The organism is Acidovorax sp. DW039, assembly GCF_037101375.1.
In the GTDB taxonomy this organism is placed as follows: Bacteria; Pseudomonadota; Gammaproteobacteria; order Burkholderiales; family Burkholderiaceae_C; genus Acidovorax.
The window spans coordinates 2,845,570-2,869,111 of the sequence record NZ_AP029019.1; the positions used below are offsets into that span (position 1 = coordinate 2,845,570).

At 62.1% G+C, this 23,542-nt stretch carries 20 protein-coding genes; 10 read left to right on the plus strand and 10 right to left on the minus strand.

Annotation, left to right across the window (positions count from 1 at the left end):
* Positions 1 to 116 precede the first annotated feature (116 nt).
* The 6 genes from dapC (at position 117) to AACH87_RS12705 (ending at position 7,931) form a co-directional block, all read left to right on the plus strand.
* Positions 117 to 1,322 carry a succinyldiaminopimelate transaminase gene (gene dapC / locus AACH87_RS12680; protein ID WP_338794819.1) on the plus strand — a complete coding sequence of 402 codons (1,206 nt, stop codon included), beginning with the start codon at positions 117 to 119 and terminating at the stop codon, positions 1,320 to 1,322.
* Positions 1,323 to 1,327: 5 nt separating this feature from the next.
* Positions 1,328 to 2,161, plus strand: a complete 834-nt coding sequence (dapD, locus tag AACH87_RS12685; RefSeq protein WP_338794820.1) for a 2,3,4,5-tetrahydropyridine-2,6-dicarboxylate N-succinyltransferase — start codon at positions 1,328 to 1,330, stop codon at positions 2,159 to 2,161.
* A gap of 115 nt (positions 2,162 to 2,276) precedes the next feature.
* Positions 2,277 to 3,437 (plus strand): PilT/PilU family type 4a pilus ATPase, encoded by a 1,161-nt coding sequence (locus tag AACH87_RS12690; RefSeq protein ID WP_338794821.1) that lies wholly within the window; start codon positions 2,277 to 2,279, stop codon positions 3,435 to 3,437.
* An 84-nt stretch (positions 3,438 to 3,521) separates the two neighbouring features.
* On the plus strand, positions 3,522 to 4,715 hold the full coding sequence (gene dapE / locus AACH87_RS12695) for a succinyl-diaminopimelate desuccinylase (protein WP_338794822.1): 1,194 nt from the start codon (positions 3,522 to 3,524) through the stop codon (positions 4,713 to 4,715).
* Positions 4,712 to 5,677, plus strand: coding sequence for a 50S ribosomal protein L3 N(5)-glutamine methyltransferase (gene prmB, locus AACH87_RS12700; RefSeq protein ID WP_338794823.1), 966 nt, complete (start codon positions 4,712 to 4,714; stop codon positions 5,675 to 5,677). The genes dapE and prmB overlap by 4 nt, the downstream gene beginning before the upstream one ends.
* A 190-nt stretch (positions 5,678 to 5,867) precedes the next feature.
* On the plus strand, positions 5,868 to 7,931 hold the full coding sequence (locus tag AACH87_RS12705) for an ATP-binding cassette domain-containing protein (protein WP_338794824.1): 2,064 nt from the start codon (positions 5,868 to 5,870) through the stop codon (positions 7,929 to 7,931).
* A gap of 810 nt (positions 7,932 to 8,741) precedes the next feature.
* Here the strand turns inward: AACH87_RS12705 and phbB are convergent.
* The 3 genes from phbB to phaC form a co-directional block, all read right to left on the minus strand.
* On the minus strand, positions 8,742 to 9,479 hold the full coding sequence (gene phbB, locus AACH87_RS12710) for an acetoacetyl-CoA reductase (protein WP_338794825.1): 738 nt from the start codon (positions 9,477 to 9,479) through the stop codon (positions 8,742 to 8,744).
* A gap of 202 nt (positions 9,480 to 9,681) precedes the next feature.
* Entirely contained in the window at positions 9,682 to 10,860 is a 1,179-nt protein-coding gene (locus AACH87_RS12715; RefSeq protein WP_338794826.1) for an acetyl-CoA C-acetyltransferase, read from the minus strand.
* A gap of 100 nt (positions 10,861 to 10,960) precedes the next feature.
* Positions 10,961 to 12,661, minus strand: coding sequence for a class I poly(R)-hydroxyalkanoic acid synthase (gene phaC, locus AACH87_RS12720; protein WP_338794827.1), 1,701 nt, complete (start codon positions 12,659 to 12,661; stop codon positions 10,961 to 10,963).
* Between the two features lie 104 nt (positions 12,662 to 12,765).
* On the opposite strand from phaC, the gene AACH87_RS12725 reads away from it, so the two are divergent.
* Positions 12,766 to 13,131, plus strand: a complete 366-nt coding sequence (locus AACH87_RS12725; RefSeq protein ID WP_338794828.1) for a hypothetical protein — start codon at positions 12,766 to 12,768, stop codon at positions 13,129 to 13,131.
* Here AACH87_RS12725 and AACH87_RS12730 read toward each other — a convergent pair.
* The 3 genes from AACH87_RS12730 to AACH87_RS12740 all read right to left on the minus strand — a co-directional run bounded on the left by AACH87_RS12730 (position 13,051) and on the right by AACH87_RS12740 (position 15,167).
* Complete coding sequence (locus AACH87_RS12730) at positions 13,051 to 13,821, minus strand: polyphenol oxidase family protein (RefSeq protein WP_338794829.1); 771 nt, start codon at positions 13,819 to 13,821, stop codon at positions 13,051 to 13,053. The genes AACH87_RS12725 and AACH87_RS12730 overlap by 81 nt on opposite strands.
* 150 nt (positions 13,822 to 13,971) lie before the next feature.
* The gene (gene maiA / locus AACH87_RS12735; RefSeq protein WP_338794830.1) at positions 13,972 to 14,640 is read right to left on the minus strand and encodes a maleylacetoacetate isomerase; all 669 of its coding nucleotides are present in this window, start codon (positions 14,638 to 14,640) and stop codon (positions 13,972 to 13,974) included.
* Positions 14,641 to 14,720: 80 nt separating this feature from the next.
* Complete coding sequence (locus tag AACH87_RS12740; protein WP_338794831.1) at positions 14,721 to 15,167, minus strand: MarR family transcriptional regulator; 447 nt, start codon at positions 15,165 to 15,167, stop codon at positions 14,721 to 14,723.
* Positions 15,168 to 15,276: 109 nt separating this feature from the next.
* Here AACH87_RS12740 and AACH87_RS12745 point away from each other — a divergent pair, with 109 nt between their 5' ends.
* The 3 genes from AACH87_RS12745 (at position 15,277) to AACH87_RS12755 (ending at position 17,099) form a co-directional block, all read left to right on the plus strand.
* On the plus strand, positions 15,277 to 15,972 hold the full coding sequence (locus AACH87_RS12745) for a fumarylacetoacetate hydrolase family protein (RefSeq protein ID WP_338794832.1): 696 nt from the start codon (positions 15,277 to 15,279) through the stop codon (positions 15,970 to 15,972).
* A gap of 135 nt (positions 15,973 to 16,107) precedes the next feature.
* Entirely contained in the window at positions 16,108 to 16,659 is a 552-nt protein-coding gene (locus AACH87_RS12750; protein WP_338794833.1) for an NUDIX hydrolase, read from the plus strand.
* Positions 16,659 to 17,099 carry a hypothetical protein gene (locus tag AACH87_RS12755; RefSeq protein WP_338794834.1) on the plus strand — a complete coding sequence of 147 codons (441 nt, stop codon included), beginning with the start codon at positions 16,659 to 16,661 and terminating at the stop codon, positions 17,097 to 17,099. The genes AACH87_RS12750 and AACH87_RS12755 overlap by 1 nt, the downstream gene beginning before the upstream one ends.
* A 114-nt stretch (positions 17,100 to 17,213) precedes the next feature.
* Here the strand turns inward: AACH87_RS12755 and AACH87_RS12760 are convergent, their stop codons facing one another.
* From AACH87_RS12760 to AACH87_RS12775, 4 genes are all read right to left on the minus strand, one after another.
* Positions 17,214 to 19,550 (minus strand): transglycosylase domain-containing protein, encoded by a 2,337-nt coding sequence (locus tag AACH87_RS12760; protein WP_338798944.1) that lies wholly within the window; start codon positions 19,548 to 19,550, stop codon positions 17,214 to 17,216.
* A gap of 173 nt (positions 19,551 to 19,723) precedes the next feature.
* Positions 19,724 to 21,811 (minus strand): NAD-dependent DNA ligase LigA, encoded by a 2,088-nt coding sequence (gene ligA / locus AACH87_RS12765; RefSeq protein ID WP_338794836.1) that lies wholly within the window; start codon positions 21,809 to 21,811, stop codon positions 19,724 to 19,726.
* Complete coding sequence (locus AACH87_RS12770) at positions 21,792 to 22,331, minus strand: hypothetical protein (RefSeq protein ID WP_338794837.1); 540 nt, start codon at positions 22,329 to 22,331, stop codon at positions 21,792 to 21,794. The genes ligA and AACH87_RS12770 overlap by 20 nt, the downstream gene beginning before the upstream one ends.
* A 38-nt stretch (positions 22,332 to 22,369) precedes the next feature.
* Positions 22,370 to 23,530, minus strand: a complete 1,161-nt coding sequence (locus AACH87_RS12775) for a cell division protein ZipA C-terminal FtsZ-binding domain-containing protein (protein WP_338794838.1) — start codon at positions 23,528 to 23,530, stop codon at positions 22,370 to 22,372.
* Positions 23,531 to 23,542 lie beyond the last annotated feature (12 nt).

Here is a 23,542-nt window from a genome sequence, read left to right on the forward strand (position 1 = left end):
CTTACGTCGGGTTGACGAATCGGCAACGCTTCGGGTTAACGATAGGTTCAGAATGTCCGATCTGCTCACCCTTGCAGCCGAAGCCATGGTGCATGCATCCACCATAATGCAACCCCATGAATTCCCTGCTCTCTCTCCTGCAGCCTTACCCCTTTGAGCGGTTAAAGCAGCTCTTTGCCGATGTCACGCCCCCCGCCCAGTACTCTGCGATCAGTCTGGGCATGGGAGAGCCTCGTCACCCGACACCGCAATTCATCAAAGACACACTTTGCAACAATCTGGAGGGACTCGCCAGCTACCCTGCTACGGCTGGGGACATTCGCCTGCGCACGGCCTTTACGGACTGGATCGCGCGTCGCTACCAGTTGCAGCTGGACCCCGTCACTCAGGTACTGCCGATCAATGGCTCGCGCGAAGCCTTGTTCGCTTTCGCCCAAACAGTGATCGATGCGGCACAACCTGACCCCGTCGTGGTGTGCCCCAACCCGTTCTATCAAATCTACGAAGGCGCAGCATTGCTGGCCGGGGCCACGCCCTACTACGCGCCCAGTGACCCGGCGCGCAACTTTGCGGTGGACTGGGACAGCGTGCCCTTGGAGGTCTGGAAGCGCACCCAGCTGATTTTTGTGTGCTCCCCCGGTAACCCGACAGGCGCGGTGATGCCGCTCAATGAATGGCACAAGCTGTTTGCCCTCAGCGACCGCTATGGTTTCGTCATCGCATCCGATGAGTGCTACAGCGAGATCTACTTCCGCGATGAGCCTCCGCTGGGTGGCCTGGAGGCTGCCAAAAAACTGGGACGGCATGATTTCAGGAACCTGATTTCCTTCACCAGCCTGTCCAAGCGCAGCAACGTGCCGGGGCTGCGCAGCGGCTTCGTGGCGGGCGATGCAGCCCTCATCAAGAGCTTCCTGCTGTATCGCACCTACCACGGCAGCGCCATGAGCCCCATTGTTCAGGAGGCGAGCATTGCGGCCTGGGCCGATGAGGAACACGTCATCCAGAACCGTGCGCTGTATCGCAAAAAGTTTGCACAGGTCACCCCTTTGCTGGCCGGTGTGATGGAACTGGCCCTGCCAGACGCCAGTTTTTACCTGTGGGCCAAGGTTCCCGATGCCCTGGGCATGACCGACGCCGAATTCGCGAAGGCCCTGCTGGCTCAATACAATGTCACCGTGCTGCCCGGCAGCTACCTGGCCCGCGAGGCCCAGGGCAGCAACCCCGGTGCGCAGCGCGTGCGCATGGCCCTCGTGGCCGACACCGAAGAATGCGTGGAAGCCGCACTGCGCATCGTCCAATTCATCCAATCCCGTACTGCTTGAACACCATGAGCCAACAACTGCAAAACATCATCGAAACCGCATGGGAGAACCGTGCCAGCCTCTCCCCTGCTTCGGCCCCCAAGGAAGTTGCAGATGCGGTGGAACAGGTGATTGCTGAACTGAACAACGGCAGCCTGCGCGTGGCGACCCGCGAGGCTGTGGGCCAGTGGACCGTACACCAGTGGGTCAAGAAGGCCGTGCTGCTGTCCTTCCGCCTCAAGGACAACGAAGTCATCCAGTCGGGCGACCTGACCTTCTATGACAAGGTACAGACCAAGTTTGCGCACCTGAGCGCAGACGAACTCAAGGCCACCGGCGTGCGCGTGGTGCCCCCTGCCGTGGCGCGCCGCGGCAGCTACATCGCCAAGGGTGCCATCCTGATGCCCTCTTACGTGAACATCGGCGCCTACGTGGGCGAAGGCACCATGGTGGACACCTGGGCCACCGTGGGCTCTTGCGCACAGATTGGCGCAGGCGTGCACCTGTCTGGCGGCGTGGGCATTGGCGGCGTGCTGGAGCCCCTGCAGGCCGGCCCCACCATCATTGAAGACAACTGCTTCATCGGCGCACGCTCCGAAGTCGTCGAAGGCGTGGTGGTGGAAGAAAACTCGGTGCTGGGCATGGGCGTGTACCTGGGCCAAAGCACCCCCATCTTCAACCGCGCCACCGGCGAAATCAGCTACGGCCGCGTGCCTGCCGGCTCCGTGGTGGTCAGCGGCAACCTGCCCAAGACGGCGGCCAACGGCGCACCTTACAGCATGTACGCCGCGATCATCGTCAAGCAGGTGGATGCACAGACACGTTCCAAGACCAGCATCAACGACCTGCTGCGCGACTGATGGCGCAAGCCGCGTGGCAATGTTGATCTGAACCCGTTGATGAACTGATCACCCATAGCACCTGAAAACAGGCACGCCGAGGCTGTTGGCCGACCGATAACGAGAGGGAAACACCATGAGTACGATGGAGCGGATTCTTCGCCTGATGAGCGAGAAAAAGGCATCAGACGTCTACCTGTCTGCCAACGCACCGGCGCTGATTAAGATCAACGGGGAGTGCATCCCCATCAACAACCAGATTCTTCCGGCAGACGCGCCACGCAACCTGCTGTCAGAAATCGTTCCCCCGGACCGTATCGAGGAGCTGGAAGAGACGGGCGAGCTGAACATGGGGGTGCCACTGAGCGGCGTGGGGCGTTTCCGTGTCAGCGCAATGCGCCAGCGGGGAAGCTATGCGGTCGTCATCCGCTTCATCTCGCAGCAGATTCCAGAGTTTGAGACGCTGAACCTGCCCCCCGTGCTCAAGGACCTGATCATGGAAAAGCGGGGACTGATTCTGGTGGTGGGCGCCACTGGTTCAGGCAAGAGCACCACGCTGGCCTCCATGATCGACACCCGCAACAACGCGATGTCGGGCCACATTCTCACCATCGAAGACCCGGTGGAATACCAGTTCCGCAACAAGAAGTCGATCGTGAACCAGCGCGAGATTGGCAGTGACACCCAGTCGCTGCAGACAGCGCTGAAGAACGCGCTGCGCCAGGCCCCGGATGTGATCCTGATTGGCGAAATCCGGGATCGCGAGACCATGTCTGCCGCAATTGCCTACGCCCAGTCGGGCCACCTGTGCCTGGCCACCCTGCACGGCAACAACAGCTACCAGGCCCTGAACCGTATCCTCAGCTTCTACCCGGTAGAAGTGCGCCCCACCATGCTGGGCGACCTGGCATCGGCGCTCAAGGCCATCATCTCCCAGCGCCTGGTGCGCACGCTGGATGGCGGGCGCGTGCCCGCTGTCGAGGTCATGCTCAACACCAAGCTGGTATCCGATCTGGTGGAAAAAGGCGACTTCTCTGGCGTGCGTGAAGCCATGGAGAAGTCCATGGCCGAGGGCTCGCAGACCTTCGAGGAAGCGCTGGCCCACCTGATCATGGAAAAGAAGATCGACCGCAAGGAAGGCATGGCCTACGCCGACTCGCCAACCAACCTGATGTGGCGTCTGCAAAACGACTTCGCCCTGGCAGCCAATGCAGCCAAGGCACAAAAAGAAGCCCGCGAAACACCCGACGACCAGCCCTCCTTCACCGAGATCGTGCTGGACGTCAAAGGGGGCTGATGCACGACCTGGTTGGGTGAAGGCCCTGTTGCCTCCAGCCCAGCCACGCTGCTCAGCCACCTGTTGATCCATTTGACTCTCCCCATGACCCGTACCCTGCAACTGGCTGAACAGCTGATTTCCCGTCCTTCCATCACCCCACTGGATGAAGGCTGCCTTGAACTTCTGGCGGAGCGCCTTCAACCCCTGGGTTTCCACTGTGAGCGACTGGACAGCGGACCGGCTGACTTCAGGGTCAGCAACCTGTGGGCAAAAAGGCCTGCAGCGCATACCCATCCGGCGCAAGGCGCTATCAAAACAGTAGTATTTGCAGGGCATACCGATGTGGTGCCCACCGGTCCTCTGGCGCAGTGGAGCAGCGACCCCTTTGTGCCTACGCACAAAGACGGCAAGCTGTATGGCCGGGGCGCGAGCGACATGAAGACCTCCATCGCTGCTTTTGTGGTGGCGGTTGAGGAGTTTCTGGCCAGCTCCCCAGACAGCCCTCTGAACATCGCTTTTCTTCTGACCAGCGACGAGGAAGGCCCCTCGGTCGACGGCACGAAGGTGGTGGTGGAGCAGCTCAAGGCGCGCGGCGAGGGGCTTGATTACTGCATCGTCGGCGAACCCACATCGGTCGAGCGCACGGGCGACATGATCAAGAATGGCCGCCGCGGCACACTCAGCGGCAGGCTCACCGTGCGGGGTATCCAGGGGCATATTGCCTACCCCCAGCTTGCACGCAACCCCATCCACCAGGCCATGCCCGCATTGGCCGAACTCGCGGCCACCCGCTGGGACGAAGGCAACGCCTTTTTCCCGCCCACCAGCTGGCAGGTGAGCAATATCCACGGCGGCACGGGTGCCACCAACATCATTCCCGGCGAAGTGGTGGTGGACTTCAACTTCCGCTTTTCCACCGAATCCACGGCTGAGGGCCTGCAACAGCGCGTCCATGCCGTGCTGGACCGCCACGGACTGGAATACGACCTGCGCTGGACGCTGGGCGGGCAACCCTTTTTGACCACTCCTGGCGAGTTGGTTACTGCGGTGCAGCAGGCCATCCAGGCAGAAACTGGCTTGACGACTGAACTCTCCACCACGGGCGGCACCAGCGACGGGCGCTTCATCGCGCAAATCTGCCCCCAGGTGATCGAGCTGGGCCCGCCCAACGCCACCATCCACAAGATTGACGAGCATGTGGTGGTCGCTGACATCGAGCCGCTGAAGAACATCTACCGCAAGACCCTGGAAAACCTGCACCAGCAGGCCATGCAACGCCTGGCGGTGCAGGCATGACGCAGCCTTTGCCCCCACACCAGCAGCCCGCCCTCTCCGCGGCAGCCTCCGCAGATCTGCTGGCAGCGCTGGACGCGTCCTCGCTGGCAGCGCTGATTGCCACAGCCGCCCAGCTGCTGGACTCCGCAGGCTTAGCGTTTGGGCACGGCACCACCAACGCGCAGGACGAAGCCTCCTGGCTGGTGCTGTGGCGACTCGGTCTGCCTCTGGACACGGATGTGTCTGACGCGTCCGACCCAGCAGCCAGCCGGAGCATTTCTCCAGAAGAAAAGACCGCAGTGGCAGCGCTGCTGCACGACCGCATCCACACCCGCAAGCCTGCCGCGTACCTGACCCGCGAAGCCTGGCTGCAAGGCGTGCCGTTCTACGTGGACGAGCGGGCCATCGTGCCCCGCAGCTTCATCGCCGAACTGCTGGCTGACGGCAGCATTGATGACTTTCTGGGAGAACACACTCGCCGCGTGCTGGACCTATGCACCGGCAACGGCAGCTTGGCTGTGCTGGCGGCGCTGACGTACCCAGAGATCGAAGTCACGGGGGCCGATATCTCCACAGATGCCCTGGCTGTGGCCCGCATCAACGTAGACAAACACGGCCTGGCGGACCGCGTTGCACTGCAGGTGTCTGACGGTATGGCCGCGTTGCCCGGCCCCTGGGACCTGATTCTGTGCAACCCGCCCTATGTCAACGCAGACAGCATGGCCCGTTTGCCTGCGGAATACCTGGCTGAACCCGAACTGGCGCTGGCCGGGGGCACAGATGGCATGGATTTCGTCCGCCGCCTGTTTGCAGATGCGCCCGCCCGTATGAGCGAACACGCCGTGTTGGTGCTGGAGATCGGCAACGAGCGTGGGTTTTTCGAAGCGGCCTTCCCTGCCCTGCCGGTGTTCTGGCTGGAAACCAGCGCAGGAGAAGACCAGGTACTGCTCGTGACCCGGGACGCCCTGCTGCGCCTGGGCTGAGGCAGCCTTGCGGGGGAAGGTTCCGCACACCGTACTCGGAACGCCACCTGCCTACCCAAGCGCAACCAACGATAATCAGTAGATTTCGAGCGCTTCCCGACCCGCAAAGTCAGCCTGTGCTGACCCGCTGTGAAGCCCCACTGCGAAGGCACGCATCCGCTGCGCTTGCGTCCTTCTTGCCTGCATTTTCATGATCACTCTCAAAAACATCGTCCTGCGCCGTGGCACCAAGGTGCTGCTGGACAACGTCTCCACCACCATCAACCCCGGCGAAAAGGTGGGCCTGGTGGGGCGCAATGGCGCAGGCAAATCCACCCTGTTTGCCCTGCTGAACGGCAGCCTGCACGAGGACGGTGGCGACTTCTCCATTCCCCGTCAGTGGCGCATGGCTCAGGTGGCGCAGAACATGCCCGAGACAGATGAGACTGCGACCGCCTTTGTGCTGGCCGGTGATACCCGGCTGGCAGAACTGAAGGCAGAGCTGGCGCGCCTGGAAGGCAGTGATGCAAGTGACGACGATGCCGAGCACGGCATGGCCATCGCCCAGGTCTACACAGACTTGGCCGATGCAGGCGACCATGACGCTGTGCCGCGGGCCCAGGCCCTGATCCTGGGGCTGGGCTTTCAATCGCACGAGCTGGACCGGCCAGTCAACAGCTTCTCAGGCGGGTGGCGTATGCGGCTGCAGCTCGCGCGCGCGCTGATGTGCCCCTCAGACCTTCTGTTGCTCGACGAACCCACCAACCACTTGGACCTGGATGCGCTGGTCTGGCTGGAAGCCTGGCTCAAAAAGTACCCCGGTACGATGATCGTGATCAGCCATGACCGGGAGTTTCTGGATGCAGTGACCAACGTGACGCTGCAAATCGACAGCGCTCGCCTCACCCGATACGGCGGCAACTACAGCAAGTTTGAAGAGCTGCGCGCCCAGCAAATGGAACTGCAACAGGCGGCATACGCCAAGCAGCAGGACAAGATTGCCCACCTGCAAAAGTTCATTGATCGCTTCAAGGCCAAGGCCAGCAAGGCCAAACAGGCCCAAAGCCGCGTCAAGGCGCTGGAGCGTATGGAGAAAGTAGCGCCGCTGCTGGCTGAAGCGGAGTTCACATTCGAGTTCAAGGAACCCGTCAACCTGCCCAATCCCATGCTCGCCATCAGCGAGGCCTCGTTTGGCTACGTCGGCGAGGACGAAGTCAAAACCATCCTGCGCGGAGTGAACCGGTCCGTTCTGGCAGGCCAGCGCATCGGTATTCTGGGTGCCAACGGCCAGGGTAAGTCCACCCTGGTCAAAACCATTGCCCGCGAAATGGCTCCGTTGGCAGGCAGCGTGACCGAAGGCAAGGGCCTGTCGATAGGCTACTTTGCGCAGCAGGAGTTGGACGTGCTGCGCCCTGCCGAGAACCCCTTGGAACACATGATCCGCTTGGCACGCGACATGGGTTCCGCCGCCAGGGAGTCCACCCGCGAGCAGGATCTGCGCAGCTTCCTGGGCAGCTTCAATTTCTCGGGCGATATGGTGAAACAGCCGGTGGGCACCATGAGCGGTGGAGAAAAGGCACGACTGGTGCTGGCCATGATGGTGTGGCAACGCCCCAACCTGCTGCTGCTGGACGAGCCGACCAACCACCTGGATCTGGCAACCCGTGAAGCCCTGTCCATGGCCCTCAATGAGTTTGAGGGCACCGTGATGCTGGTCAGCCATGACCGCGCACTGCTGCGCGCCGTGTGTGACGAGTTCTGGCTGGTGGGTCGAGGCGTGGTCGGCCCCTTTGACGGGGATCTGGACGACTACCAACGCTACCTGCTGGAGGAATCCAAGCGCCTGCGCGAGCAAGCGAAGCTGGACGAAATCGCAGCCAAGGCCAATGAGAGTGCACTCCCCCCCGTTGAGAAGCCTTTGGCTTCCATGGCTTTGACGCAGCAACCAGCCCTGGTCATCAAGAGCCCGCAGCCTTCAGCAGCCTCGCGCGACAGCAAGGAACAGCGCAAGCTGGAAGCCCAGGCCCGCCAGCAACTGGCAGAGAAAACGCGCCCTTTGAGAAAAGAGCTGGAGCAAATCGACAAAAGGTTGGCTCAGTTGTCTGCGGAACGGGCAGAGCTGGAGGACCGCCTGGCTCAACCCATCCCTCCCGCAGAGATCGCAGAGTGCGGCAAGCGCCTCAAACAGGGGGGCGATGAGATAGCTGCACTGGAGGAACGCTGGCTGGAAATTTCCACTGCGCTCGAAGAAATGGGATCTACAACTGTGAACTAATTTGCAACCACTTGTATTCAAAGGTGGCTATTTTTGCCGTCAGGCCACGCCAATACTGCGCAAGCTGCTATCTTTTTTGAAAACTTTCGGGCAATCTAGAGGGCTTGCAAATTTTTTCAAAATGGCGTCAACCAAGCGGTGAGGCTGGGCGTTGTGGAGTCATATCAGGAGCAATTCCATGACCCACACCGCAAACACCACAGTCTGGCCTAACGATGAGCGTGACCGCAAGCGCGCTCCATACCTCGGCTGACCCGGCGATCTAAAAATTTTTTTGCGCAGCGTGCAAAACAAGGTCAACCGCAAAGCAGCCCACTGCGTTACAGGTACATCTCAGGAGTTTTTGGTTATGAACACCCAAGCAATGAACACAGTCTGGCCAGATGATGAACGTGACCGCAAGCGTTCCCCTGCGGCTCGCGGTTGAGCGCTTTGTATTTCCAGACACACTAAAAACATAAGTTCCGTGTTGTCCTTTAGCCCCGCACTGCGGGGCTTTGTTTTGCCTGGAAACAGTTCGGAAACTTTTAAAAATGATGTCAACCGTGTTAACCCGAAAGGCGTTACATAGGCATCACAGGAGCTTTTTGAGCATGAAACACACCGCACTTTTGAACGCTTGGCCCGATGACGAACGCGATCGCAAACGCGCTCCATTGACCGTTTAATGCACAAGGCATAAGAAGCCGCTGCCTGTTTTTTTGTTCTGGCTTCTCCCAATAAAAAACCCCGCTGAGCGGGGTTTTTTATTGCTTTCGTGTTCTCCCCCAACTTGTCATCTTCAAGCTGGGCGGGATTTCCACAGAAAAATCAGCCCATGTGCAAGCCACCGTTGACCGAGAAGTCTGCACCGGTAGCGTAGCCACCCTCTTCCGAGGCCAGCCAGGCGATGATCGAAGCGATTTCGCTCGGCTCACCCAGGCGCTTTACCGGTACGGTCGCAACGATCTTTTCCAGCACATCAGGGCGAATGGCCTTGACCATGTCCGTGCCGATGTATCCAGGGCTGACGGTGTTCACGGTGACCCCCTTGGTGGCCAGCTCTTGTGCCAGGGCCATCGAGAAACCGTGCATCCCAGCTTTGGCGGCGGAGTAGTTGGTCTGGCCTGCCTGGCCTTTTTCACCGTTGACGCTGCTGATATTGATAATGCGGCCCCAGCCCTTTTCCACCATGTCTGCCACCACTTGCTTGGTGACGTTGAACATGCTGTTCAGGTTGGTTTCAATCACGGCATCCCAATCCTCACGCGACATTTTCAGGAACATGCGGTCACGCGTGATGCCGGCATTATTGACCAGCACGTCGATGCTGCCGTGCTCGGCCTTGGCTTTCGTAAAAGCCTCCACGGTGGAGTCCCAATCCCCCACGTTGCCCACCGATGCGTAGAACGTGAAACCCAAGGCTTTTTGTTCTGCCAGCCACTTGCCATGGTCCCGCGTAGGGCCGCACCCGGCAATGACCTTGAATCCGTCCTTGTGCAGACGCTGGCAGATGGCAGTTCCGATCCCACCCATGCCCCCGGTTACGTACGCTACTTTTTGGCTCATGCGATTTCTCCTTGTTTAGTGATCTGCCGCGTATCACTCTACCCAAGAATTGTGGGCTGTTTGTGCAGGTAAACACTGGATCGTGCGGTCTTTCAGAAAAAATCGCAGGAAATTCCGCTGCTGTCGCATGGCTGCAACCCACAAAAAAGGCCGCGCAACAGCGCGGCCTTTCAGGAAGAACCCAGCAGAGCTGGGCGGAGCTTCAGCGTTCAATCGCCAGAGACACCCCCATACCGCCACCGATACACAGCGCGGCCAAGCCCTTCTTGGCGTCACGACGTTGCATCTCGTGCAACAGGGTGACCAGGATGCGGCAGCCAGAGGCGCCAATCGGATGGCCAATGGCGATGGCACCACCATTGACGTTGACCTTGGCGGGGTCTATGGCCAGCTCTTTGTTCACTGCACAAGCCTGGGCTGCAAAGGCTTCATTGAGCTCGAACAGATCCACGTCGGCTGCATTCCAGCCTGCGCGCTGCAGCGCCTTGCGCGATGCAGGCACTGGGCCCATGCCCATGGTGGCGGGGTCCAGGCCACTGGTGCCAAAGGCCGCAATACGCGCCAAGGGCTTGAGCCCCAGAACTGCAGCTTTCTTGGCGCTCATCACCACCACCGCCGCAGCACCATCGTTGATGCCGGAGGCATTGCCCGCAGTCACGCTGCCAGCCTTGTCGAAGGCAGGGCGCAGGCCCGCCAGAGCTTCGGCATTGGATTTGCGGTTGATGAACTCGTCGGCATTGAAGACGATCGGATCGCCCTTCTTCTGAGGCAGCGTCACGCCCACGATTTCATCGACAAACTTGCCTGCGTCCTGTGCGGCAGCAGCTTTTTGCTGGCTGGCCAGTGCCAGTTCGTCCTGCATGTCGCGGGTGATGCCGTACTGTTTTGCCACGTTTTCGGCAGTGATACCCATGTGGTACTGGTTGTACACGTCCCACAGGCCATCCACGATCATGGTGTCCACCATCTTCCAGTCGCCCATGCGCTGGCCATCGCGCGAGCCATTGAGCACGTGGGGCGACAGGCTCATGTTTTCCTGGCCACCCGCCACCACGATCTCGCTATCACCCCAGGCAATGGCCTGGGCAGCCAGCATGACGGCCTTGAGGCCCGAGCCACACACGGCGTTGATGGTCAGCGCGGGGGTCTCTTTGGCAACGCCGGCCTTCATCATGGCCTGGCGTGCAGGGTTCTGCCCCACGCCAGCGGCCAGCACCTGCCCCATGATGACTTCACCGATCTGGTCCGAGGACAGCCCGGCACGCGCAATGGCTTCCCGGATCACTACAGCGCCCAGGTCGGAGGCTGGCGTCTTGGCCAAAGAGCCACCGAACTTGCCCACAGCGGTACGGGCAGCAGAAACGATAACGATGTCTTCCATGAAAGTCCTTTCTAGGTAAATGCTCGGCTCCAGCATGCCGCGCTGCTGCGGCGGACTGGGTTGCGGGATGTCTCGGTGATGATTCTCTCAGCCCTTCAGGTCAGGACTTTTGCTTAACGTAGCTGCCGGGAGCAGGTTCAATGGCCTTGAACTTGGTGCCCTTGCCGTAGGTCTTGGGCGCAGCAATCTGCTTGCCTGCGTGGGACTTGAGCCAGTGGGACCAGTCAGTCCACCAGCTTCCAGGGTGCTCTGTGGCTCCTTGCAGCCATTGGTCCAGCGTTGCGGGCAGCTTGCCATCTGCGCGAATCCAGTAGCTGCGCTTGTTCTTGGCAGGCGGGTTGATGACCCCAGCGATGTGGCCGGAGGCCCCCATCACAAAGCGCTTTTTGCCCGGCAGGACTTGCGTGGAAGCGTAGGCCGCATTGATGGGCACGATATGGTCTTCGCGCGAACCGTAGATATACACCGGCAGCTTGAGCTGATTCAGATCCATCTTCTCCCCGCACACTGTCAGCTTGCCGGGCTTGACCAGGTTGTTCTCAAGGTAGAAGTTGCGCAGGTACCAGGCGTAAAACGGGCCTGGCAGATTGGTGCTGTCGCTGTTCCAGTACAGCAGGTCAAAGGGTGGCGGCGTTTCGCCCTTGAGGTAGTTGCCCACCACGTAGTTCCACACCAGATCGTTGGGCCGCAAAAAGCTGAAGGTGGAGGCCAGATCCTGCCCCTTCATCAGCCCGCCCTTGCCCATCTGCAACTCGCGGAACTGCACGGATGCCTCATCGATGAACACGTCCAGAATGCCCGTATCCGTGAAGTCGATCAATGTGGTGAGGAAGGTGGCACTGGCCACGGGTTCTTGCCCCCGTGCCGCCAGCACAGCCAGCGCGTTACTCAGGATGGTGCCGCCCACGCAAAAACCCAGCGCATTGATCTGCTCGGCCCCGGTGATGCTTTGCACCACATCAATGGCAGCCATCGCGCCATCTTCCACGTAGTCGTCCCAGGTCTTCTGCGCCAGATCCTCATGGGGATTGCGCCAGCTCACGACAAACGTACGGTGGCCCTGCTCCACTGCGTAGCGGATCAACGAGTTGTCGGGTTGCAGATCGAGGATGTAGAACTTGTTGATGCAGGGCGGCACCAGCAGGAACGGGCGCTCGTACACCTTGGCCCCCAGCGGCTTGTATTCGATGAGCTGGAACAGCTCGTTCTCAAACACCACAGCGCCTTCGGTGGTGGCCACGTTGCGGCCCACCTCAAACAGGCTTTCGTCCGTCATGGAGACATGGCCTTGACGAATGTCATGCAGCAGGTTCTGCATGCCTTTAGCGATGCTCTCGCCCTTGGTATCGATGGCTTTCTTTTGCGCCTCGGCATTGAAAGCAAGGAAGTTGCTGGGGGCCATGGCCGCCATCCACTGCTCTACCCCGAAGCGGATGCGGGCGCGGGTTTTTTCGTCGCCTTCCACGGCGTCCGCCAAACCCATCAGGGTACGCGCATTGAGCAAATAGGCCGCGGCAGAGAATGCAGCGACTGGGTTCGCCGCCCAGCCCTCACCGCTGAAGCGGCGGTCTTTGACTTCAGGCGTGCCCTCCAGGCCAGCCGACCATAACGCCTGCGCCTCTTTCAGATACTGCTCTTGCAAGGTCTGCAGCTTGGCAGGAGAAAGCTGCACCACAGGAGCTTTGCCAGCCGCCCCCCCCAGATCCATTTGTTGAAAGGATTGCAGTGCCTTGGCCCAGCTGTCTCCAAATATCTGCTGGAATTGCTGGGCGCTTTGGGCCCAGAGTGCTTCAGAATTCATGCTGCTTCCTCAAAGGTTCGTCAGTCGCACGGGGCTTTGAAGGCATTGTTGCCCACTGCATGGAGCATGGCAACCCGCATTCAGCGTTTCACCCACATACACCAATGTACCTCGTCCTTATCGCCTGGCTGTACGTCACCCTGATGATGGCGCTGGCCGAAGCCGCCAGCCCCAACGGAAGCATCCTGGGGGCCATCATGACGTTTGTGCTGTATGGGCTGCTGCCCATGGGCATCGTTGGCTACATCCTGGGAACGCCCGCGCGCAAGCGGGCCATCAAAGCCCGCGAGCAAGAGGAACAAGCGGCTTACGAGGCTGCCCAGGCCCAGGTGGCATCGGCCAGTAAAGCCGCTGCTGCACCCACTGATGCGTCGGGCCACACCCCTGCCTCAACCGAGCCAGATGCAGGCAGCCAGCCTGCCGCTGCCGCCGAGCAAGGCGGTGTCGCGCCGATGCGAGAAGAACCTTGATGCCTGCGTGTACGTGCACCAGGCATCGCTGCCATCGTTTCCGTAGATGCGCGTGACGCCCAGCGCCTGCAGCCGAAGGCGGGCCAGTGCGGGCAGATTTGCCAACCACTTGCCGGGGCTATCGGGCACAGGAGCAAAGCACACCGATGTCTGGGCAGACCAGGCCAGAAAGGCCTCGCGTACCTCCGCCCCCACCTCAAATGCGCGGGGGCCGATACACGGGCCGAGCCATGCCTGTATATCCCCGGCAATCCCTTCGTTTGCTACATTTTCAAGAGCGCTTTGCGCTTGATCTGCCAGCGCTAGAGCCGATATTTGCCTGCAAATAGCGTCCGCCACAGACTCCAGCACGCCCCGACCTGCCACGCCCTCCGCAACCCCCTGCCCCGCCAAACCACGCCAGCCCGCATGGGCGGCAGCCACCACAGCCCCGCTGCGGTGGGCCAGCAGCACGGGCAGGCAGTCAGCCACCATGATGGTGCACACCGGTCCGCGCTGAGTGGTCAGACACGCGTCGGCCTCCAGGCCATCGGGGCTGCAGGCATCCAGCGCGACGACGTTGGTACCGTGTACCTGGCTCAGGAAAACAGGGCGGGCTCCAGTCGTTTGCAGGCCCACCACGGCGTGCAGACGTGCCCGGTTTTCCTGCACAGCGTCCGGCGCATCTCCCACATGGGAGCCCAAGTTCATGCTGGCGTAGGGGCCCTGGCTGACGCCCTCGTCACGTGCCGTGCACAGGGCGTGCACTCCGGCAATCGCTGGCCAGTCCGGAATCAGCCAACCAACAGGCAGACCCTGTGGGACGTCTTGAAAGCTTGCTTGTTGCACCACCGCACCACTTCAAATTTGATGGTCAGGGCAGGCTGATGGCTGCGCCTGCTGAAAAGCGGGCAGCGCCATGCAGGCATCAAAGGCCGCCATGGTCAGCGGCAGGCCCGCCAGCGGTACCTCAAATCGCCTGGCGTTGAAGATTTGCGGCACCAGGCAACAGTCCGCCAGGGTGGGGGACTCGCCCCAGCAGTACACCGATGGACTGTCGCCCGCCGCCTGCCGCTCGGCGGCCAGCAGCACCAGTTGGCGCTCGAAGGCCTCCAGCCCCTGGCGCACCCAATGGCGATACCAGGTGGTCTTGGCCTCCTCATCCGCGCCCAGGGTGCCCGTCAGGTACTTGAGCACACGCGGGTTGTTCAACGGGTGAATCTCGCACGCCACCATCTGCGCCAGCCCACGCACCCGTGCGCGCGCCAGCGGTGTAGCGGGCAGCAAGGCGGGGGTGGGATGCAGTTCCTCCAGATACTCCATGATGGCCATGGACTGCGGCAGTACCGCCCCTTCGTCCGTGACCAGGGCAGGCACCAAGGCATCGCCCACCATGCTGGCATAGGCCGGATCGCGGTGTTCACCCCGCAGCAGATGCACGGCCTGATAGTCGTAGGGCAGGCCCTTGATCTGCAAGGCGATGCGCACGCGGAATGAGGCGGAGGAACGGAAGTAGCTGTACAGCTTCATGGGTGGATGGTTCGGAGAAGAGGAAAGATGGGCATCGGCCCTGAAAGCAGTGCATGCACTGCGGGCGCAGTGTTCTGGATTCAGCGCAAGGCAGCATCCGGGTTGCTGAATACCAGCTTGGTCAGCAAGGCGTTGAGCTGGGCTTGCTCCTCGGGTGTCAGCGGCGCAACAAGGCGTTCCTGCACACGCTGCGCCGCCGGGCGCATCTTCAGCACAGCCGCCTCACCCTCCGGCGTAATCCACAGCAACTTGCGCCGCCGGTCACGGGTGTCGGGCTCGCGCCTCACCCAACCTCGGGCCTCCAGCCTGCCAATCACCGACCCTGAAGTGGCCGCATCGAAGGCGACCCGGGCAGCCAGCGTGACCTGGTCTTCACCCGGCTGCTCCAGCAGCGCGTGCAAGATGGCGAACTGAACTGGGGTGACATCAAAATCGGCAGCTTCTTCCATGAACAGCGCCACGGAACGCTGGTGCGCCCGCCTGACCAAGTGGCCCGGCGCAGTGTGTAAATCGAAGCTCTTGGGCATGGCGCGAGTGTAGCCTTGCGCTGCAAGCACGTATCCGTCATGGCACACTGCCATACGGAGCCTCGGCTTCCCTCAGCTCGAAATTCAGACACAACAAGGAAAGGCAGACATGAGCTACGTGTTTCAACCCGCACCGGTCGTGAGCGTTCCGGTACTGGGTAGCGGCGCACAGTTTCCAGCGCACCGCATTTACTGCGTGGGGCGCAATTACGAAGAGCACGCCAAGGAAATGGGTTTTACCGGCCGCGAGCCCCCTTTCTTCTTCATGAAACCGGCTGACGCCATCGTCTACGCAGCCCCTGGCAGCACCACGCCCCTGCCCTACCCCAGCCTCACAGCCAACCTGCACCACGAAATTGAGCTGGTGGTGGCCATTGGCAAAGGCGGCAAGAACATCCCTGCAGCGCAGGCCCTGGAGCACATCTATGGCTACGCCGTAGGCCTGGACATGACACGGCGCGACCTGCAAAACGACATGAAAAAGCAGGGCCGCCCCTGGTGCATTGGCAAAGGCTTTGACCACAGCGCCCCCATCGGCCCCATCACGCCTGCAGCGCAGGCTGGCGACGTGGCCAAAGCCGCCATCTGGCTGCAGGTCAATGGTGCAGACCGGCAACGCAGCAGCGTCGCCCAGCTGATCTGGAACATTGCCGAAACCATTGAACACCTCTCGAAGGCCTGGGAGCTGCAACCCGGCGACCTGATCTACACAGGCACGCCCGAGGGCGTGGGCGCTGTCGTCACCGGCGATGTGCTGGAGGGCGGCGTGGAAGGCCTGGGCAGCATCAAGCTGCAGCTGGTGTAAGGCTACGCTGGGCAAACTCCACCCTGCATGTGCCGGGCCAAACCGCCTTGGCACATGCGCAAGACACTATGATTTTCATAGCTTGCTGCGCTTGATTAACGGGCGCTGCAGGCATATTTGATTCAAAATCCCGGCATGACTTATCGCAGCCCCATCAAACACTGCCGCAACTGCGGCACCGCCGTGGTGTACCGCCTGCCGGACGACGGCGACACCAAGCTGCGTGCCGTGTGCCCTGCATGCCATACCGTGCACTACGAAAACCCGTTGAACGTGGTGGGCACGGTGCCCAGCATGCCCGATGGGCGGGTGCTGCTGTGCAAGCGCAACATTGAGCCGCGCTGGGGCAAGTGGACATTGCCCGCAGGCTTCATGGAGCTGGACGAGACCACCGCACAAGGAGCGGCGCGGGAAACCGATGAGGAAGCCGGGGCACGCATCCAGATGGGCCCCCTGTTCAGCGTGCTGAACGTGCCCCGCGTAGGGCAGGTGCACCTGTTTTACCTAGCCACCCTGCTCAGCGACGAATTCAACCCCGGCTTTGAAACCATCGAGGCCCGGCTGTTTGAAGAGCACGAGGTGCCCTGGGACGAAATCGCCTTCAGAACCGTGAAGGAAACACTGGAGGCTTTTTTTGCAGACCGCAAGGCAGGGGCGTTCGGGCTGCATTGCATTGATATTGAGTGATGAAGCGGGCCTTGTGGTTGGGTGGCTTGGCATTGCATTGCTTCGCCCAGGCTGCGACCCCTTGCACGGGCATAGACCAATCACTCTCTGCGTCCCAGCGGCGTGACTATGCCGCGGCGATTGAGCAGCACCTCAACCAGCAGCTAGGCCCCGAGGTACAACAGAAAATCACGACGAAGCCCCAAGACGTCCGGCAGGTCTTCAGGAAGGGACCGTGGCATATCGTCTACGTGTACACCCACGTTTCCGACGAACCTTTTTTGTTCTACACGCAGCCGCCCCACCAGGCAGCAGCCTATCTCACCGCCTGGGCTGGCAGTGCCACCGATGACGAGGGGCCCAGCATTCGCGCATGGGTCCGGAAAAACGCACCGGGCATTCCCTCTTCGCTCGCAAGCTGCTTTGCCTGGAAGGTCACCACCGCAAGGGATGTGCAGTAGCGGGATCCGCCAAGCATGCTTGAACATCCTTCGGGGTACCACATCGATACTCCGGCCACTGAGCGATATCCAGTGAGCGGTATCCAACGATATTCGCCCCCGGACTTCAACTCCCTACTGCTCCCTATCGCGCGCAGGCCTGTCGGTGGTTGAAGGCACCACGACCCCAGGTACCGGGCTGGCCGCAGCCTCTGCGGGCGTCAGAGGCACGGGTCCCATCACAGCCGCTCCAGGTGGAGCAGGTGCTGCAGGCGGTGGCGCCGAGGACATTTCTCCATCCCTGTACACCGGTGGCAGCGTGGACTGCGTGGGTGGTGGCGTTGATGGAAGCGGCTGCGGGGGCACCTGCTGGGGTGCTGGCTCGTTGCCTACCTCCGGCGGGGGAGGTACATCGCGGCCAAACAGGTCGCGCACCCAGCCGCGCACGCCATCGATGGCATTGCCCAAGGGGCTGGGCTCTTCCTCGTCCACAAACCGGTCATTGGCCGCCAGCGTGTTGCTGCGGAAGGCCTGTTGCAAGAAGTCGCCCACCATGGGCAAGGCACTGTGCGCGCCCTGGCCCCAGTAGTCGCTGCGCAGGGTGATACGCCCGTCATTGAAACCCACCCAGGCACCCGCCACCACGCGGGGGTGCAGGGCGATGAACCAGCCGTCGGTGTTGTCTTGGGTCGTGCCCGTCTTGCCTGCCAGATCAGCCCGCAGGCCATAGCGACTGCGCAACGCGGCGCCTGTGCCACGGTCAATGGTGCCGCGCATGGCATTGCGCAGCGTTTGCGCGGCCTGCAGGGGCATGGCCTGCTCCGCTGCGGGCGGGGCAAAGGTTTGCAAGACCTTGCCGTTGCGGTCTTCAATGCTGGTGATCAGGATGGGCTCGATGTAGCGGCCCGCATTGGCAATGCTGCTGTAGGCAGTCACCATCTCGCGCAAGGTGACGGGGCTGGTGCCCAGGGCAAGGGATGGCACTTCTTCCAGCTTGCTCTCGCGCACCCCCATGGCGCGGGCCAGGTCGGCCACGCGCTTGGGGCCCACCTTGTACATGACCTGTGCGGTGATGGTGTTCTTCGAGAACGCCAGCCCATCGGCCAGTGTCATGGGTGCATTGCTGGGCGGGCCTCCATCGGTGGGCCGCCACACCTGACTACCCCCCAGGGGAATCTCCACCGCTTCGTCCATCAGCTCATCCGTGGGCAATGCGCCCTGCATGAAGGCCGCACCGTACACAAACGGCTTGAAGGTGGAGCCAGGCTGGCGGCGCGCCGCCTGCACGTGGTCAAAAGGGTCCGCCGCAAAATCACGGCTGCCCACCCATGCCAGCACATGGCCGTTGACCGGGTCCATCGCCATGAACCCGGCTTGCACCCGGGTCTTTTCCTGCTTCAGGGTGTTCATGAAACGGGTGTCCGCCAGCAGGGTTTTGAGGGCTTCGTCAGCGGTTGCGCCCTCTGCCACGGCATTGCGGTATTCGGCGGTTTCGCGGACCAGGGCATGCACCAGTTCGTTCTTGGGGTTCCAGCCGTTGCGGGCAGACCAGGCCGTATCGGCAATGCCCTGCAACTGGCGGCCCTGCCGCGCTACCGCCTGGTTGGCCATGGCCTGCAGGCGTGAATCAATGGTGGTGCGCACCACCAGACCATCGGCATGCAGGCTGTAGCCATTGGCGTCTGCCCAGGCAATAAGCTGCTTGCGCAGTTGCTGCGCAAAGTGCGGAGCCAGGCCCATGGCTTCGGTCTGACGTTCAAAGTCGATGCGCAAGGGGCGCTTTTGCAGAGCGGCCAGTTTGGATTCCTCCAGCTTGCCGCGCTTGACCATCTGCGCCAGCACGATGTTGCGCCGCGCCTGCGAGCGCTCGGGCTGCGTCACCGGGTTGTAGTAGGCCGTGCCCTTGAGCATGCCGATCAGCGTGGCACTCTCCAGCAGGTTGAGCTTGTCCGCCGACTTGTCAAAGTACGTGCGCGCGGCCATTTCGATGCCGTAGGCGTTGTACAGGAAGGGCACCGTGTTCAGGTACGTCTCCAGAATCTCGTCCTTGGAGTAGCTCCACTCGATCTTGAAGGCCGTGATGGCCTCTTTGAGTTTGCGCGTGACGGTGCGAGAGCGGCCAATCTCTTCGGGAAACAGATTGCGCGCCAGTTGCTGGGTGATGGTGGAGCCCCCTTGAGGCGCGCCCCGCAGCGTGTGCAGCACCGACGAGGCGGTGCGCCGGAAGTCCATGCCCGAGTGCTCGTAAAAGCGATGGTCTTCGGTCGCAATCAGCGCGTTGATGACATGGGGCGAGATGCGGTTGAGCGCCACCCACTCGCGGTTGGCCCAGCGGTATTCGGCCAGCACCTTGCCATCCACCGACAAGAGCTGCGCGGGCCGCTCGGTCTTGGCCTTGGTGATGTCGGCAATGGAGGGGGTGAACGGAATGAGCAGCAACGTGTACAGCACCAGCAGCGCCGGGCCCGCCACCAGCAGCCAGAGCCAGGTGCGCCGGGAGGTATTGCGTGCAGCCCCACCCGCAGTGCGGGCTGCAAGCGATACGAGGGACGCAACGCTTTGCCCCAGCCAGTGCAGCGCCAGAAAAATGCCGCGCCCCAGGGCAACCACCGCCGCCTTGAGCGATGCCAGCACGCCGCGCACCGTCACGCTGCCCCGCCTTGGCCAGAGCCCTGCCCTGCCCCCTGGCCCGCCAGCAGGGCCAGCATGCCCGCTTCGTCCAGCACGGGCACGCCCAGTTCCTGCGCCTTGGTGAGCTTGCTGCCCGCCTCTTCACCGGCCACCACGTAGCTGGTTTTCTTGCTGACCGAGCCCGACACCTTGGCTCCGGCGGCCTCCAGCATCTCCTTGGCCGCATCGCGGCTGAGGGTGGGCAAGGTGCCCGTGAGCACAATGGTCATGCCGCTGAGCACCTGCGGCGCACGCTCGGTGGGCGCGCCTTCGGGCCAGGTCACGCCACAGGCCCGCAGTTGCTCGACCACCTCGCGGTTGTGCGGCTGGGCAAAAAAGGTGTGAAGGCTTTGCGCCACCACCGGGCCTACATCGGGCACCTGCAGCAGCTGCTCCACGCTCGCGTCCATGATGGCATCGAGCAGCCCAAAGTGGCGGGCCAGGTCTTTGGCGGTGGACTCCCCCACATGGCGGATGCCCAGCGCAAACAGAAAGCGCGGCAGCGTGGTCTGCTTGGATTTTTCCAGCGCCGCCAGCACGTTCTGCGCCGACTTTTCGGCCATACGCTCCAGCGCGATCAGCGACGTCAGGCCCAGCCGATACAGATCGGGCAGCGTGCGGATCACGTTGGCATCCACCAGCTGGTCCACCAGCTTGTCGCCCAGGCCTTCGATATCCATGGCGCGGCGTGCGGCAAAGTGCAGGATGGCCTCCTTGCGCTGCGCGGCGCAGAACAGGCCGCCCGTGCAGCGGTGGTTGGCCTCGCCCTTTTCGCGCACCACCTCGCTGCCGCAGATGGGGCACTGCCGGGGCATGCGGAAGTTGTGGACATAGGCGGCACGCGGCCCGCTCGCCATCACGCCCACCACTTCAGGAATCACATCGCCCGCACGCCGCACGATGACCTGATCGCCCACCCGCACACCTTTTTTGCGGATTTCAAACAGGTTGTGCAACGTGGCATTGGTCACCGTGACCCCGCCCACAAACACCGGGGCCAGCCGCGCCACGGGCGTGAGCTTGCCGGTGCGGCCCACCTGCACATCAATGCCCTCCACCTTGGTGGCCATTTCCTGTGCGGGGTACTTGTGCGCCACAGCCCAGCGCGGCTCGCGGGTCTTGAAGCCCAGGTCACGCTGCAACTGCAGCGAGTTGACTTTGTAGACCACCCCATCAATGTCGTACGGCAGCGCATCGCGGCTGGCGCCCACCTGCTGGTGAAACGCTACCAATTCCGTAGCACCCTGCGCAATCTGCACCTGCGCTGCCACCGGAAAACCCCAGGCCTTGAGCTGCTGCAGCATGTCGTAATGCGTGCGAAAGACCGGCCCCCCTTCTGCAGGCGGCGTGATGGCTCCCAGGCCGTAGGCAAAAAAGCTCAAAGGCCGCTGGGCGGTGATGTTGGAATCGAGCTGGCGCACGGCACCAGCCGCTGCGTTGCGCGGGTTTACAAAGGTCTTGCCGCCCTGCTCGCGCTGGCGCTCGTTCAGCGCATCGAAGTCCGCACGGCGCATGTAGACCTCGCCACGCACCTCCAGCACCGGGGGTACCCCCTCGGGCAAGCTCAAAGGTATCTGGCGGATGGTTCGGATGTTGTGCGTCACGTCCTCACCCACCTCGCCATCGCCGCGCGTGGCGGCCTGAACCAGGCGGCCGTTTTCGTAACGCAGGCTCATGGCCAGGCCGTCAAACTTGGGCTCGGCCACGTATTCGATGGCAGGGTCGGCCTCGCCGAGCCCCAGCTCGCGCCGCACGCGGGCGTCAAACGCCTGGGCTCCGGTGGCCTCGGTGTCGGTTTCTGTGTGGATGCTGAGCATGGGCACCACGTGGCGCACGGGTGCCAGCCCCTCCATCACCGCGCCAATCACGCGCTGCGTGGGGGAATCAGGGGTCACCAGATCAGGGTGTGCGGCTTCGAGCGCCTGCAGCTCGCGGAACACGCGGTCGTATTCGGCATCGGGCACCGTGGGTTCGTCCAGCACGTAGTACTGGTGCGCCCAGGCGTTGAGCTGTTGGCGCAGCGCGGCTGCTTGGAGTTGCGGATCAGTCAGCAAGAGGGACACCAGAAAGTTGAAGAGGTTCTTCTATTTGAATAGGGATGGATGCGGGTAGATTCCGCTGCAAGAAATAGACGATTCGTTCTTCCAAGCGGCCCTGTTGAAGCAGTACTTGAATGGGGTAGCCCTCATGCCGATAAAACGCAATCAATCGACTTCGCGCCTTACCGTGCACCACTACAGTCTTCACATCAGATAGGCGCACAACTTTCAATCGCTGGGATAAGAAGTTGGTGAACGATACCGAAATGGATGACTCATCCACTTTGACCAAGGGGCGCCCTAATGCTCCGAGTTTTCGATGGGCTACCCAGAAATAAAGCCCTCGCATGGCCATGAAGGCTGCGTACCCAAGGGCTAAATAGCTAGGCTTTCCGCGCGTAACAGACCACCAGTAAATGCCGGTTATGGCTGCGACCGCAAAGATATAAGCACACAACGCCAGCCGCTGAGGCACAGGACGATAAAGCCCTTCGGCCGTTTCGACCACAGGTGGAGAAAAGATATGCCACCAGCGCATGCGCATTCTTCAGACCCTCATGCGTTGAAAGAAGCAGTTGCCGGTCAACTAAACAGCCGCCGCGCCAGCACCGAGCCCGCCGACAGATCACGCGCATCAAGCTGGTCGTACAGCAGTTCCAGATCAGCGGCAATCGGGTCCATGGCCATGGCAGGCAGGGGCTGACCGTTCTGGTCGCACAGCACGCCGTCCATGGCCTGGGCCAGGGCGGCACCCACATCGCGCAGGCGGGCAAAGGCCTGCTCGCTGCGGTGGACCTGCGGCACATCCAGGCTCAGGCTGATGTCGCGGATGGCGGATTGTTCGGGGTCGTCGGCCAGCGCAGCTTGGGTGTCGTAGCCCAGCGTCAGCACCGGGGGCATGCCCGGCGTGCTGGCGGGCAGCACCAGCCGCCCGGGCATGGAACCCGCCACAAAGCCCACGCGGGCGGCGTTTTGCAGCAGGTAGCCCGGGCTCCAGGCGGCCTGGCGGGCACGCAGCACGAACAGGAGCTGCGCGTCGTGGTCGCCCGCAAACTGGTCCAGCTCGCGGGCGCGGGCCACTTCCTGCAGCATGTCCGGAAAGTCCGGGGCGGCATTGATGGCATCGGCAAACGCCTGGGTTTTCATCACGAATTCAGAGAACTCGATCTCGTTGAGCGCGCCCATGCGGTTGGCCAGTTGCACCCCGGCTTGAAAGCTGCGGTAGCGCTGGCCGGGCGCGGGCGTCTCCCACGTCAGGGTGGCATCGTTCAGCCCTTCAATGGCAAAGGGCTTGCTGCCCGCACGGCGGGTGGGCGGAAACGCCGCCAGCGCCGCATCGCCCGACACCACACCTTCCATCGTAAGCGTGGCAATCACATCAATCAGCGGGTCCAGCCCAGGGCGGCGCTCTGCCATGTGCGCGGGCGCAGGCATGCGTAGCGCGTCGGAGGGGTCGATGGCGTGGTCGTGGGGGTCTTGGCCGCGGTCCAGTCCCTCCAAAGGCGAGGCCCCTGCCGACCCAGCCAGGTCACCGTCCAGCGATGGCTCCTGGCGCAGGATCGGGTCCAGCAGCGGGTCCATGCCTGCAGCGCCGAATGCGGAGGGGGCAGACGGTGCAGAAGGGTCTGGCGGCTGAGCTTTCTTGGGTTCGTTGCGGCGCAGGGTCCAGGTGTTGTAGGCCACGATGGCGGCAAGCACCAGGCCCCCGGTGATTGCCAGACTCAGTAACAGGGATGAGTTCATGGTGGATGGGTT

What these genes read in the sequence shown, in the direction of transcription:
- dapC (WP_338794819.1), top strand. Translation starts at nt 117, where the DNA reads ATGAATTCCCTGCTCTCTCTCCTGCAGCCTTACCCCTTTGAGCGGTTA.
- dapD (WP_338794820.1), top strand. Translation starts at nt 1,328, where the DNA reads ATGAGCCAACAACTGCAAAACATCATCGAAACCGCATGGGAGAACCGT.
- AACH87_RS12690 (WP_338794821.1), top strand. Translation starts at nt 2,277, where the DNA reads ATGAGTACGATGGAGCGGATTCTTCGCCTGATGAGCGAGAAAAAGGCA.
- dapE (WP_338794822.1), top strand. Translation starts at nt 3,522, where the DNA reads ATGACCCGTACCCTGCAACTGGCTGAACAGCTGATTTCCCGTCCTTCC.
- prmB (WP_338794823.1), top strand. Translation starts at nt 4,712, where the DNA reads ATGACGCAGCCTTTGCCCCCACACCAGCAGCCCGCCCTCTCCGCGGCA.
- AACH87_RS12705 (WP_338794824.1), top strand. Translation starts at nt 5,868, where the DNA reads ATGATCACTCTCAAAAACATCGTCCTGCGCCGTGGCACCAAGGTGCTG.
- phbB (WP_338794825.1), bottom strand. Translation starts at nt 9,479, where the DNA reads ATGAGCCAAAAAGTAGCGTACGTAACCGGGGGCATGGGTGGGATCGGA.
- AACH87_RS12715 (WP_338794826.1), bottom strand. Translation starts at nt 10,860, where the DNA reads ATGGAAGACATCGTTATCGTTTCTGCTGCCCGTACCGCTGTGGGCAAG.
- phaC (WP_338794827.1), bottom strand. Translation starts at nt 12,661, where the DNA reads ATGAATTCTGAAGCACTCTGGGCCCAAAGCGCCCAGCAATTCCAGCAG.
- AACH87_RS12725 (WP_338794828.1), top strand. Translation starts at nt 12,766, where the DNA reads ATGTACCTCGTCCTTATCGCCTGGCTGTACGTCACCCTGATGATGGCG.
- AACH87_RS12730 (WP_338794829.1), bottom strand. Translation starts at nt 13,821, where the DNA reads ATGAACTTGGGCTCCCATGTGGGAGATGCGCCGGACGCTGTGCAGGAA.
- maiA (WP_338794830.1), bottom strand. Translation starts at nt 14,640, where the DNA reads ATGAAGCTGTACAGCTACTTCCGTTCCTCCGCCTCATTCCGCGTGCGC.
- AACH87_RS12740 (WP_338794831.1), bottom strand. Translation starts at nt 15,167, where the DNA reads ATGCCCAAGAGCTTCGATTTACACACTGCGCCGGGCCACTTGGTCAGG.
- AACH87_RS12745 (WP_338794832.1), top strand. Translation starts at nt 15,277, where the DNA reads ATGAGCTACGTGTTTCAACCCGCACCGGTCGTGAGCGTTCCGGTACTG.
- AACH87_RS12750 (WP_338794833.1), top strand. Translation starts at nt 16,108, where the DNA reads ATGACTTATCGCAGCCCCATCAAACACTGCCGCAACTGCGGCACCGCC.
- AACH87_RS12755 (WP_338794834.1), top strand. Translation starts at nt 16,659, where the DNA reads ATGAAGCGGGCCTTGTGGTTGGGTGGCTTGGCATTGCATTGCTTCGCC.
- AACH87_RS12770 (WP_338794837.1), bottom strand. Translation starts at nt 22,331, where the DNA reads ATGCGCATGCGCTGGTGGCATATCTTTTCTCCACCTGTGGTCGAAACG.
- AACH87_RS12775 (WP_338794838.1), bottom strand. Translation starts at nt 23,530, where the DNA reads ATGAACTCATCCCTGTTACTGAGTCTGGCAATCACCGGGGGCCTGGTG.